Below are 12,231 nucleotides of genomic sequence, written 5' to 3'. Positions count from 1 at the left end.
GGGGAGAGGTGATTCAGGTGACTGCCGCCAGCAGAGTGGGCACCAACATCAGCCGGGCTCGTGAACTCGCGGGTCTGAGCCAGCGTGCGTTGAGCCGGGCCACAGGCATCTCGCAGTCCGGCCTTTCCCGGATGGAGTCCGGCACGTTGGCTCCGAAGATGAACGAGATCCTCGCGCTGGCGTGGGCGACCGGATCGACGGTCGCTGAGATCACGGGACGGTCTGCGGTGCGGGATCGTGTCGAGTGCGCGGCGCGCGCAACCGACGACGCAGACATGGCTGCGATGCGCCGCGAATTGACCCACTACTTGGAACTCGACGCCTACCTCGAGGACCAAGCGATCCCCCAGCCCGCATGACCCCCGAGCAGCAGGGACGAGAACGGGCTGAGGCGTTCAGGTTGGGCCACGGCCTCGGGGTGCAGCCCCTGCCTGACCTGGTCGCCCTGATCGAGCAGACCACCGACGTTGACGTGGCCATCCTTCAGGCGGGACCGGACGAGCACGGCATGACCATGCGTGACCCGCTGCGCGCGGTCACGATGATCGCCGTCGCCCGGACCCGCAACCCGATGCGGCAGCGGTCCACGCTCGCTCACGAACTCGCCCATGTGCTCTTCGATGACTGCTCCCCACCCAAGCCGTCCGGCTGGTCAGACCGTGGGCCCGAGGAACAGCGGGCGGACTCATTCGCCCGACACCTGCTCGTACCCATCGATGGGATCCGGGGCGTTCTCACGAGCCGAGAAGACCTGAGCGAGGCTGACTTGGCGGGCCTCGTCCAACGTTTTCAGGCCTCTCCGGCCATCATCGCGATTCAGTTGAACCTGGCCGGATACATCGACGCCTCACGCAAACAGAGGTGGATGGCGCTGACGGCGCCGGCGCTGGCGACGAGGTATGGGTGGGCCGACCAGTACCACGCCCTGCAGTCCGAGTCCGACATGCATCGCGCCCCACAACGCCTTCTCGCCCGCGCGACCACCGGCTACATCGAGAGCGTCGTGTCGCTCGAAGCGATCGCCCGTCTGCGCGCCACCACACCCGAGCAGGTCCAAGCTGACTTCGACGAAGCAGGCATCACCCCTTCGCCGACCGACACCGACCTCCCGTGGGCGGCCGCTGACGACCTCCCCGCTGGTGACAACGACTTCAGTGATCTCGATGCGCTCGATGAGCCGCCCGGGACCTCATGACGGACACAGTCATCATCGACGCGGGACCCGCCCTCAACTTCTCCGCCACGAACAACGAACGTCTCCTTCTATCGGTGCTGAGCCCCCTGACTGCGCCGGAGACGGTCGCCGACGAGGTGGCCCGCAAGGGCAAGAGCGCCAGATTCAAGGCTGCTCCGGGCGTGTGGAAGAAGCTCGTTCAGGCGAAGCGGCTCACCGTTCTGTCCGATGACTCAACCCCGGACCTCGAAGCCGCCTCCGAGCGGATCGCGACCATGCCGCTCGGCGACCGAAAGAAGGATTCCCGGGACCTCGGCGAGACCCTCGTCGTGATTCACGCGGCGGTTCTCGCGGACGTCGGGGGCCACGATGTCGTGATCCTCATCGATGACCAAGGTGGTGCTGAGCTTGCGGCTCGAGAGATTCGCAGGATCGAGCGCCGCAGGGCTGCGGGCCACCCCACCGGCACTATCCGGCTGGTCAACACCCCTCTCGTGCTCGACACCGCGATCCGGCGAGGACTGATCGCCTCGAAGCAAGACCTGCGCAAGATCTACACCGAACTACGCGCCTGCGACGACGGGCTCATCGACATCGGCCAGACAAGCCTCCTGTCGAGGCCACCCTGGCCTTGAGGCCGAGCCAACAAGTCGAGGTGAGCGGACGGCATACAGGAGGTTTTGGGTCGTTCGGTAGATTTCGGCCCATGGCCAAGATCATCTACACCCTCACCGACGAGGCTCCCCTCCTCGCGACCTACTCCTTCCTCCCGGTGATCGAGGCCTTCGCCTCCACCGCTGGCGTCGACGTCGAGACGCGCGACATCTCCGTCGCCGCGCGCATCCTGGCCGCCTTCGCGGACCAGCTCCCCGACGACCAGAAGACGGCGGACGCCCTCGCCGAGCTCGGTGACCTGGCCAAGACGCCCGAGGCCAACATCATCAAGCTCCCCAACATCAGCGCCTCCGTGCCACAGCTCAAGGCCGCGATCAAGGAGCTGCAGGCTGCCGGCTTCGACCTGCCGAACTACTCGGACGAGCCCACGACGGACGCCGAGAAGGACGCGAACGCCCGCTACGACAAGGTCAAGGGCTCCGCGGTCAACCCCGTCCTGCGCGAGGGCAACTCCGACCGCCGCGCCCCCGCCTCGGTCAAGAACTACGCCAAGGCCCACCCGCACTCCATGGGTGAGTGGAGCGCCGACAGCAAGACCAACGTCGCGACCATGGGCCAGAACGACTTCGCCTCCAACGAGAAGTCGGTCGTCCTCCCCGCCGACGACACCCTGACGATCCAGCTCGTCACGGACGCCGGCACGACGGTCCTCAAGGACGGCCTCAAGGTCCTCGAGGGCGAGGTCGTGGACGCCACCGCCATGCGTGCCGCCGCGCTCGACGCGTTCCTCACCGAGCAGATCGCTCGCGCGAAGTCCGAGGACGTCCTCTTCTCGGTGCACCTCAAGGCCACGATGATGAAGGTCTCGGACCCGATCATCTTCGGCCACGTGGTGCGCGCGTTCCTGCCCGAGGTGTTCGCCAAGCACGGTGCCGCCCTCGACGACGCCGGCCTCTCCCCCAACAACGGTCTCGGCGCCATCCTCGACGGACTGGCCGCCCTCCCCAACGGTGACGAGATCAAGGCCGACATCGAGGCCGGCCTCGCCGCCGGGCCGAAGCTCGCCATGGTCAACTCGGACAAGGGCATCACCAACCTCCACGTCCCGAGCGACGTCATCATCGACGCGTCGATGCCGGCGATGATCCGCACGTCCGGCCACATGTGGGGTCCGGACGGCGAGGAGGCCGACACCCTCGCGGTGATCCCCGACAGCTCGTATGCCGGGATCTACCAGGTCGTCCTCGACGACTGCCGCGCCAACGGTGCCTTCGACCCGACGACCATGGGCTCGGTCCCCAACGTCGGCCTCATGGCGCAGAAGGCCGAGGAGTACGGCTCGCACGACAAGACCTTCGAGATCGCCGAGGCCGGTCGCGTGCAGGTCGTCAACGGTGCCGGCGACGTGCTCATCGAGCACGAGGTCAACGCGGGTGACATCTGGCGCGCCTGCCAGACCAAGGACGCCCCGATCCGCGACTGGGTCAAGCTCGCCGTGACCCGCGCCCGCGCCTCGCAGACGCCCGCGATCTTCTGGCTCGACGAGAACCGCGCCCACGACGCCAACCTCATCGCCAAGGTGAAGACCTACCTGGCGGACGAGGACACCGACGGGCTCGACATCCAGATCCTCTCCCCGGTCGAGGCCACCAAGGTCTCCATCGAGCGCATCCGCAAGGGCGAGGACACGATCTCGGTCACCGGCAACGTCCTGCGTGACTACAACACCGACCTCTTCCCGATCCTCGAGCTCGGCACCTCCGCCAAGATGCTCTCGGTGGTGCCGCTCATGAACGGCGGTGGCCTCTTCGAGACCGGCGCCGGTGGCTCCGCCCCGAAGCACGTGCAGCAGCTCGTCCAGGAGAACTACCTGCGCTGGGACAGCCTCGGTGAGTTCATGGCGCTGGCCGAGTCGTTCCGCCACCTCGCGGACTCCACCGACAACGCCAAGGCCCGCGTCCTCGCCGACACCCTCGACAAGGCCACCGAGACCCTCCTCCAGGAGAACAAGGGCCCGGCGCGCAAGGTCGGCCAGATCGACAACCGCGGCAGCCACTTCTACCTCGCCCTCTACTGGGCGCAGGAGCTGGCCAAGCAGACGTCGGACGCAGACCTGGCGGGTGCCTTCGCGGCCGTCGCCGAGAAGCTCACCGCTGACGAGCAGAAGATCAACGACGAGCTCCTCGCCGTGCAGGGCTCGCCCGCCGACATCGGTGGCTACTACCGCCCCGACCCGGCGAAGACGAGCGACGTGATGCGCCCGTCCGCGACCTTCAACGAGGCACTCGCCTCCCTGCGCTGACCCGGCGGGCTTTCAAGCCAACCACGACGTATGCCGTGCGCTCACCGAGAGGTGAGCACACGGCATACGTGCTTCTGGCGCACGCCCGCCGCCGTCAGCTCGGCAGTGCGGCCTCGCGGCGGTGGCTCAACGCCCGAACCCAACTGCGGATCTGGTGCGGCGGGAAGCCGAGCGGGTCCGCAGTCAGCGACGCGGCGACGTCTGCGGTCGCGGTGAGGACCTCGTCGATGACCCGCTCCGCTGACGCTGACGGGAGCCCGATGCGGTCTGCGAACTCGAGCAGGGACCGACGAGAGAACCCCTCTCGCCTCCCCGCCATGGGGAGGGCCATCGTGTGATCGCGGTACGGCAGCGTGGAGGGGAGGTCGTAGGCCGGGGAGACGCGCCACTCCCCTGTGGGCGTGGCGAGTACCGAAAGGTTCTTGGCGTGGACGTCACCATTGCCGGTGAACCACGCGAAGGTGAGTTGCCTGAAGAGGTCCCGCACTGCCACTGGCCGAGCGGCGCACAACGTGCTGAGTGCAGTCACGGCAGCCTCGGCCCCCACGGCGTACTTGTCGGCGGGATAGAGGTTCATGGCCTGAGCCGCGTCTTCGACCGCGAGCGCGCGCGGTTCACCGTCGACCAGGACGCGGTCGAAGCGACGCACGAGCAGCCCGGGTCGGCCGGTGCTGTCGTGGACGACGCGGGCGTCCACGACCGGGAGGCGAGCGACCTTGGCGACGCGGACGAAGAAGGCCTCGTTGACCACAACGCGCGGAAACTCCGGGGGGTCGACCTTGAGGATGTAGCGCTCCCCCGCCCGCGCGACCGGCACGGAAATCATCCGCGCGGAGGCCTTGTCCTGGACTCCCGCCAGGGCGACGGGGTCGATCACTCCGGCCTGCTCGAGCACCTCGGAGAAGGTGATCTCGTCGAACGACTTCGCGACCTGGATGAGTGGCTCGGCGGGCGCGGGCACGTGACCTTGAGGAACGACCTGAACGTCGCCCACCGGATCCGCGCCCACCGCGAGCAGCAGGGTCAGCTCGTCGTCGGCCGACGCCTTGAGTGCTCGCCTCAGTCCCGTGAGGCGCCGACCCTCCGGGAGAAGGCCCGCGAAATAGGGAGGGACCGCGCCGGGCGGCGACATCAGGGGCTCGTCGGTCAGCGGCAGAGTCGTCGCCACGGGTGGGAGGCCGCGCTCCAGATGGTCCGGCAGGTAGGCGAAGCGGACGCCGTCGGCCCCCCGGGTCAGGGTGGCGGCGAGCCGTCCGGCCTTGTAGACGTCTGCGACATCGCGCCGGTCGAGCGCGCGCACCGACTGCTGCGTCACCGTGACACCTCGACGCGGAGGGCCAGGCCGAGCACGTCGAGCAGGTCCGTCAGTTTGTCCAGACGCACCGAATCCTTGCCGCGCTCGAAGTCGCGGATGAACTTCGCAGAGACCCCGGCGAGCTCTCCCGTCTCCTGCTGGGTGAGGCCGAGGGCGCGACGTCGCTCGCGGACGGCGGTGGCGAGTTCGGTGGGCATTGACATGAGACCTCCCAGAAACACACCGATTGGTGCGTTTTGCTCAAGTATCTCCACAGCTCGGCCGCATCGTCAAGGAAAACAGAACGATCGGTGCGTTTTTGGTTGCAACGTCACCTCAGGGCGCAACCGGGCGAGAGAAACGCACCGATCGGTGCGTTGCTGCTCGTGCCCTGATCTCGTGCTGGGCCTCTGAGAGGTCCCGGCGCGCGCTGTGCACTGCTGCGTACGCCTGCAGCAGTGCACAGTCGGGGCACGGCTGGGCTGTGCACTGCTGCGCAGGCCCGCAGCAGTGCACAGCGCCGTGCGACACCACCTTCACGCCGCCCCCAGCACCTCGACGCTGGCGGTGGTCCAGCGCGGCAGTCGACCCGGGGATCAGAGGGTGCGCTTCATCCCGACGTGGGACGGCACGAAGCCGAGCCGCTCATAGAACCGGTGCGCGTCCCCACGACTCGCGTCGGTCGTGAGCTGCACCAGGACCGCTCCCCGACGCCGCGCCTCGTCGATCGCCCACTGGAACAACTGCTCGCCGAGTCCTTGCCCGCGTCGGCTCGACGCCACGCGCACCGCCTCGATCTGGGCACGCAACGCACCCCCTCGCGACAGCCCCGGCAGGAGCGTGAGCTGGAGCGTGCCGACGACCTCTCCCCCGTCGTCGAGGACGACGAGCGCATGCGCCGGATCCGCGTCGATCGCCTCAAAGGCCGTCACGTATGCCGTGAGCTCACCATCCGCTCCACCCGCCGACTCGCGCGTCGCACCAAGCGGGTCGTCGACGAGCAGGGCGACGATCGCGGGCAGGTCCTCGCGAGTCGCCCGCCGCACCATCGGTCCGGTCACGGGTAGCCGTCGGGGTTCTGGCTCTGCCACCGCCACGTGTCGGCGCACATGTCGTCGACGGTGCGCGTCGCCTTCCACCCCAACTCCGCCTCTGCCCGACGCGGGTCGGCAAACGAAGCAGCAATGTCACCCGGACGCCGGTCGACGATCTCGTACGGCAGCTCGTGCCCGACCGCCCGCTCGAACGCGTGCAGCAGCTCGAGGACCGACGTGCCGTGGCCGGTGCCAAGGTTCCAGGTGCTCACCGGCTCCTCAGCCGTCGCGAGCTTGGTGAGCGCAGCGATGTGCCCGGCCGCAAGGTCCTCGACGTGGATGTAGTCGCGCACACCGGTTCCGTCGGGCGTCGGGTAGTCGTCGCCAAAGACGAGCAGCTTCTCGCGCCGCCCCACCGCAACCTGCGCGATGAACGGCATGAGGTTGTTGGGGATGTCGCTCGGGTCCTCACCGATGGTGCCGCTCGGGTGCGCACCGACCGGGTTGAAGTAGCGCAGCAACGCGATCCGCCACGTCGGGTCGGCCGCCGCCACGTCGCGCAGCACCTGCTCGTTCATGACCTTGGTCCAGCCGTAGGGGTTGGTCGCAGACGTCGGTGCGTGCTCGGTCATGGGCACGACCGGGTCCGCGCCATAGACCGTCGCCGAGCTCGAGAAGACGAGCTTGCGGACGTCGTGGCGTCGCATCGCTCGCACCAGCGAGAACGTCGAGTCGAGGTTGTTCTCGTAGTACTCCAGTGGCTTCTCCACGCTCTCCCCCACCGCCTTGAATCCGGCGAAGTGGATGACCGCGTCGATCTCCGTGTGAGCGAAAAGGTGCTCGGTCTTGTCGCGGTCGGTGAGGTCGAAGGAGTGCACGTCGATCGTGGTGCCGGTCAGCGCGTTGAGCCGCGCGATGACCGACGGCTTGGCGTTGGCGAACGAGTCGACGACGGTCACCTCGTGCCCCGCGGCGACGAGCTGGACGACCGTGTGCGACCCGATGTAGCCGGCGCCGCCGGAGACGAGAACATGCATCCCCACACCCTATGGCGCACTCCACGTGGGCAGTTGTCCGACCGCCACTCCGCCGCTGATAGCGTCGCGATCGACCATCGTTCGCCGTGAACCCGAACCCTGAGCATGAAGAGGTACCCATCGTGAGCCAGACCCCCGTCAAGGTGGCCGTGACCGGCGCTGCCGGCCAGATCGGCTACAGCCTGCTGTTCCGCATCGCGTCCGGTGCCCTGCTCGGCCCCGACACCCCCGTCGAGCTGCGCCTGCTCGAGATCACGCCGGCCCTCAAGGCTCTCGAGGGTGTCGTCATGGAGCTCGACGACTGCGCCTTCCCGACGCTCGCCAAGGTCGAGATCGGCGACGACGCCGAGAAGGTCTTCGACGGCGTCAACCACGCCCTCCTCGTCGGCGCCCGCCCCCGCGGCCCGGGCATGGAGCGCGGTGACCTCCTCGAGGCCAACGGTGGCATCTTCGCCCCGCAGGGCAAGGCCCTCAACAAGGTCGCGGCCGACGACGTGCGCATCACCGTCACCGGCAACCCGGCCAACACCAACGCACTCATCGCGATGAGCAACGCCCCCGACATCCCCACGTCGCAGTTCTCGGCGCTGACCCGCCTCGACCACAACCGCGCGATCAGCCAGCTCGCCGCCAAGCTCCAGGTGCCCGTCACCGAGATCAAGAAGATGACGATCTGGGGCAACCACTCCGCGACGCAGTACCCCGACCTCTTCCACGCCGAGGTCTCCGGCAAGAACGCCGCCGAGACCGTGGGCGACCAGGCCTGGCTCGCCGACACCTTCATCCCCACCGTCGCCAAGCGCGGCGCCGCGATCATCGAGGCGCGCGGTGCGTCCTCGGCCGCGTCAGCTGCCTCCGCCACGATCGACCACGCCCGCACCTGGGTCGACGGCACCGCCGAGGGCGACTGGGTCTCCATGGCCGTCCGCTCCGACGGCTCCTACGGTGTCGAGGAAGGCCTCATCTCCTCCTTCCCCGTCACCGTCAAGGACGGCCAGTGGAGCATCGTCCAGGGCCTCGACATCGACGAGTTCTCCCGCGGCAAGATCGACGCCTCCGTGGCCGAGCTCGCCGAGGAGCGCGACGCCGTCAAGGGCCTCGGTTTGATCTGAACCCAGCCACGCTGGGACGCGCGCTGACAGCGCAACGCGAGCACGCGGCATACGAGAGATTTTTTCTCCGTATGCCGCGTGCTCGCGTTTGCCCCGCATCTGCGGCGCCGAGGACGGGATAGGTGCGTTTCGGCTGCGATAACCAATAGGTGGCCAGATTGGACACCTATTGGTTATCGACGCGATCCACCACCTACTGAACCCGGGCCCTCAAACGCCGTGCTCGAGTTTGCGCGTCAGGCCGCCGGGGCGGCGCTCAGAACCGGTGGGTGCTCCCACTGTTCGTAGGTCTCGCTGAGGACTTCCCAGCCGACCGTGGCCATCCCGACCGTCATGGCCGCGAGGCCGACCGCGAACGCCACCATGGAGCCGCTGGGCAGAGCCACGATGAGCACCAGCGCACCGAAGCCCAACGCCCCGGCCGCCCAGGTTGGCGCGACCTGCGAGCGGAACAGCCCGTAGCTCATGGCCATCAGTCCAATCGGCATCAGGAGCACCGCCACCAGCAGCACGGTCCACCGCGTCCCGCCGAATGCGAAGATCTGCTCGTAGAGCGCACCAGCGCCAGCCTCAGCCGAGCGGCCGAGTTCGGGAATGACGATCGTCTCCGCCGCAGCGACGGCGAACAGCGCCATGGCGCCCATGATGGCGACAGCCCCGCCGAGGATCCCCTCAGCGGGACGCCGCTCGTGGAGTTGGTGGGCCAGGCCGAGAATGGCTCCGACCATCAACAGCATCGACGCGGTGATGAGCCAGTGGGACAGTTCCCACCGGTCCGCGTTGGCGGCAACGATGTCGTACTGGCGCGCCGCGTTGGTGGTCTCCTCCGGGTGCAGGAGGCCGCCCACCAGCAACAGGACGGGCGCCGCAATCAGGCATGAGCCGCAGATCGCTTTACGAAGTCGCTCGGATTTCGATTGAGCATTCATCACGATCTCCTTTCACCTCACAGGTCAATTTTCGTCCCGCCGGTGTCGGCACACAAGGACTCGCAACGCCCGATCCATACATGGCGAGCTCAGGTCGGCGTAGGCGTCCCGGACTCTGCGTGGGTGCTTTGTCGACGAAGTCGGCCCGCGTCAAGGGCCGAACCACGAGATGCCCGTCCCCGGCGGGTGCCGGTGTCGGGGTTCCGGATCGGGCCAGTTGCACGCTGCGCACGCCCTCGGCCGTCGTCAGGGTGAACACGATCTGTGCCACGGCGAGGACGTGGTCAGGACCTTCCCGCTGTGCGACCTGCGCCGGGACTTCGACGACGGCGACCGAGTCGACGAGGGACACGCGGCCTGCCGCAAGCCCCGGAAGGAGGGCGGTCCGCAGGCCGAGCTTGCGTTCGTCCGCCAGTGGACCCGCGAACAACGACCGCAGTAACTCGGTTCCGTCAGTCCTGCGCAACCGGCGTTGCACCGGCACGAGCCGATCGTCGCGGACGAGGTACACGGTGGCCTCGAGTTGGCCGGCTTCAGCGCTCGGCGCGGTCGTGCCGGGAGTGGCGCGGTCTCGGTCGATGCGCTCCGGCTCATCCTGGAGTGAGACACCGCAACCCGCGATGAGGAGAGCTGCAGCCATCAGCGCGAGGACAGCGCGGCTCCTCGTCATGCCCGCTCCTCGGGTAACTCGACGATGAATCGGGCTCCGCCACCGGGGCGGTCGCCGACCCACACCGATCCGCCGTGCTGGTGCACGTGACGGGCGACGATGGACAGTCCGAGGCCCACTCCCCCGGCGGTCTCCGTGGCGAATCGCTCGAAGATCCGTTCGCGGCGGTCGGGAGCAACGCCGGGCCCTGCGTCGTCGACGAAGATCCGTGCGCCATGGGCGTACGGCTCGACGGCCACCTGCACCACTCCGTTCCCATGCACCTCGGCGTTGTGAACAAGGTTGGTGACGACCCGTTCGATGCGCCGCTTGTCGACGCGCATGCGTAGTCGTTCGATGCTGGGTGAGATGTGGGTGACCTGCCGCCCTGCTGTGCGGTCGGCGGCGGCCGCGACAAGGTCGCCGATGATGACCTGCTCAAGAACCAGGCCAACATCGCCCTCGCCGGCGCGGGAGATCTCGAGGAGCTCCTCGACCATGACGGAGAACCGACGTAGCTCGGTGCCCAGCAACACGAACGCCTCCCGAGAGGCCGGAGGCAGGTCCGGTCCGGACTCGACCAGTTCGAACGCGTTGAGCATCGCCATGAGGGTCGTGCGCATCTCGTGACTGACGTCGCCGGCGAAGCGCTCGTCCGCGGCGACCCTCCGCTGGAGGCGCTCCGCGGTCCGGTTGAACGCAGTCGCCACCTCGTCCAGATCGGGGTCACCCGCGCCGTCGAGACGGGTCGCGAGGTTGCCGTCGGCGATCGCCTTGGTCGCCTCGATGACCGGTGAGAGCGGAGCAAGCGCCCGACGCCCCGCAGCCCGACCAAGGAAGACCCCCGCCGCCGCAGCAAGGGTGCTGACGCCCACCAATGCCGTGCTGAGCGTGCGGTGGGTCTCGTCGAGCTCGGTCAGCGGAAACACCTGAAGATAGGACGTCTCCGTCATGGGGAGACCGATGACAAGCACCGGAGTTCCGCCCATGCTGACACGTTGTGAAGCAGCCGTCCCGGTCATGACGAGCTGCGTGAGTGCCTTGGGCAATGCGTCAGGATTCGGAGCGACGGACGTGCCGTACCACCCGCCACGATGCCTCAGCAGGATCGCCGTGTCCGTGGTGCGCGGCAGACCATTCAGCACCTCCGGGATGGGGGTATCTGGCTGGCCGAGGGCCCTCTCGACGACCGCGACATTGCTCTCCGCCTGAGCCAGCGCGAGCCGCTCCCGTTGCGACACGAGGTAGCTCGTCACCACGAACCAGAGCGTCAGGGCGAGCAGTGCCGGCACCAGCACCGCGGTGGCGGCGAGCGCCAGCCCCACACGGGTCCGAAGACCGGTGACCCGGCGAGGCGTCAGGTCCCGAGAACCCGTCATGGCACGAGGCGATAGCCGTGTCCCCGGACGGTGACGACATGGCGCGGTTGGCCCGGGTCACTCTCGAGCTTGGCCCGCAGGCGACTCACGTGGACGTCGACGATGCGGCTGTCGCCGAAGTAGTCATAGCCCCAGACCCGTTGCAGGAGAACCTCACGGCTGCACACCCCGCCGCGTTCGCGGGCAAGTTCGGCCAGGAGTTTGAACTCGGTGTGGGTCAGGGAGAGCGGGGTGTCGTCCCGCAGCACCTCGGCCTCACGCAGCCGGATGGTGAGGTCGCCGACGGTGAACTCCTCCGCCTCGTCCTGGCGTGGCCCCGCCCGGCGCAACAGAGCCCGAATCCGAGCCGACAGTTCCTTGGCCATCAGCGGCTTGCTGACATAGTCGTCGGCGCCCGACTCCAGTCCCGCCACCACGTCGTGGCTGTCGGTGCGGGCGGTGACCATGATGACGGGGACGTGGCTGCGGGCGCGGATCTCACGGCATACGGAGAAGCCGTCCTCATCCGGAAGCATCACGTCGAGCAGAACCACGTCGGGCGAGGAGGCCGTCAGGGCGGCGAGGCCCTCGGCGGCCGTCTCGGCCACGTCGACGGTGTAGCCCTCGCCCCGGAGCGCGAGCCCGAGCACCTGACGGATGCGGGGGTCGTCATCGATGAGGAGTACCCGGCGGTTCATCCCTCCATCATGGCCCCCGAACACGTCGA

13 protein-coding genes are annotated in these 12,231 nt (G+C 68.2%); 5 read left to right on the top strand and 8 right to left on the bottom strand.

Annotated elements, in window-relative coordinates:
- The first annotated feature begins 17 nt into the window (after positions 1-17).
- The 4 genes from N802_RS09095 to N802_RS09080 all read left to right on the top strand — a co-directional run bounded on the left by N802_RS09095 (position 18) and on the right by N802_RS09080 (position 4,091).
- On the top strand, positions 18-359 hold the full coding sequence (locus tag N802_RS09095; protein ID WP_052109683.1) for a helix-turn-helix domain-containing protein: 342 nt from the start codon (positions 18-20) through the stop codon (positions 357-359).
- On the top strand, positions 356-1,195 hold the full coding sequence (locus tag N802_RS09090) for an ImmA/IrrE family metallo-endopeptidase (protein ID WP_035914961.1): 840 nt from the start codon (positions 356-358) through the stop codon (positions 1,193-1,195). The genes N802_RS09095 and N802_RS09090 overlap by 4 nt, the downstream gene beginning before the upstream one ends.
- On the top strand, positions 1,192-1,809 hold the full coding sequence (locus tag N802_RS09085) for a PIN domain-containing protein (RefSeq protein WP_035914959.1): 618 nt from the start codon (positions 1,192-1,194) through the stop codon (positions 1,807-1,809). Before N802_RS09090 ends, N802_RS09085 begins: the two co-directional genes overlap by 4 nt.
- Positions 1,810-1,880: 71 nt before the next feature.
- Positions 1,881-4,091, top strand: coding sequence for an NADP-dependent isocitrate dehydrogenase (locus N802_RS09080; protein ID WP_035914956.1), 2,211 nt, complete (start codon positions 1,881-1,883; stop codon positions 4,089-4,091).
- A 94-nt stretch (positions 4,092-4,185) separates the two neighbouring features.
- Here the strand turns inward: N802_RS09080 and N802_RS09075 are convergent, their stop codons facing one another.
- The 4 genes from N802_RS09075 to galE form a co-directional block, all read right to left on the bottom strand.
- Positions 4,186-5,406: a type II toxin-antitoxin system HipA family toxin gene (locus N802_RS09075; RefSeq protein ID WP_156971339.1), complete on the bottom strand. Its 1,221-nt coding sequence runs from the start codon at positions 5,404-5,406 to the stop codon at positions 4,186-4,188.
- On the bottom strand, positions 5,403-5,609 hold the full coding sequence (locus tag N802_RS09070; RefSeq protein ID WP_035914953.1) for a type II toxin-antitoxin system Y4mF family antitoxin: 207 nt from the start codon (positions 5,607-5,609) through the stop codon (positions 5,403-5,405). The genes N802_RS09075 and N802_RS09070 overlap by 4 nt, the downstream gene beginning before the upstream one ends.
- 372 nt (positions 5,610-5,981) lie before the next feature.
- A complete protein-coding gene (locus N802_RS09065; RefSeq protein WP_052109707.1) occupies positions 5,982-6,434 on the bottom strand; it encodes a GNAT family N-acetyltransferase in 453 nt (150 codons plus the stop codon).
- Between the two features lie 8 nt (positions 6,435-6,442).
- Positions 6,443-7,456, bottom strand: a complete 1,014-nt coding sequence (galE, locus tag N802_RS09060) for a UDP-glucose 4-epimerase GalE (RefSeq protein WP_035914949.1) — start codon at positions 7,454-7,456, stop codon at positions 6,443-6,445.
- 122 nt (positions 7,457-7,578) lie between these two features.
- On the opposite strand from galE, the gene N802_RS09055 reads away from it, so the two are divergent.
- The gene (locus N802_RS09055) at positions 7,579-8,568 is read left to right on the top strand and encodes a malate dehydrogenase (protein WP_035914947.1); all 990 of its coding nucleotides are present in this window, start codon (positions 7,579-7,581) and stop codon (positions 8,566-8,568) included.
- A gap of 236 nt (positions 8,569-8,804) precedes the next feature.
- On the opposite strand, the gene N802_RS09050 is transcribed toward N802_RS09055, so the two are convergent.
- Genes N802_RS09050 through N802_RS09035 form a run of 4 tightly spaced genes read right to left on the bottom strand, consistent with a single transcriptional unit; the run spans position 8,805 to position 12,202 of the window.
- Complete coding sequence (locus N802_RS09050) at positions 8,805-9,497, bottom strand: hypothetical protein (RefSeq protein WP_156971338.1); 693 nt, start codon at positions 9,495-9,497, stop codon at positions 8,805-8,807.
- On the bottom strand, positions 9,463-10,167 hold the full coding sequence (locus N802_RS09045) for a GerMN domain-containing protein (RefSeq protein ID WP_052109681.1): 705 nt from the start codon (positions 10,165-10,167) through the stop codon (positions 9,463-9,465). The genes N802_RS09050 and N802_RS09045 overlap by 35 nt, the downstream gene beginning before the upstream one ends.
- Positions 10,164-11,525: a HAMP domain-containing sensor histidine kinase gene (locus tag N802_RS09040; RefSeq protein ID WP_035914945.1), complete on the bottom strand. Its 1,362-nt coding sequence runs from the start codon at positions 11,523-11,525 to the stop codon at positions 10,164-10,166. Before N802_RS09040 ends, N802_RS09045 begins: the two co-directional genes overlap by 4 nt.
- On the bottom strand, positions 11,522-12,202 hold the full coding sequence (locus N802_RS09035) for a response regulator transcription factor (protein ID WP_035914942.1): 681 nt from the start codon (positions 12,200-12,202) through the stop codon (positions 11,522-11,524). The genes N802_RS09040 and N802_RS09035 overlap by 4 nt, the downstream gene beginning before the upstream one ends.
- Positions 12,203-12,231 lie beyond the last annotated feature (29 nt).

The sequence above is a fragment of the Knoellia sinensis KCTC 19936 genome, assembly GCF_000768705.1.
GTDB classification, from domain to species: domain Bacteria; phylum Actinomycetota; class Actinomycetes; order Actinomycetales; family Dermatophilaceae; genus Knoellia; species Knoellia sinensis.
Note: the sequence above shows the minus strand (reverse complement) of the source record. Positions and strands in the feature narration are given on the sequence as shown.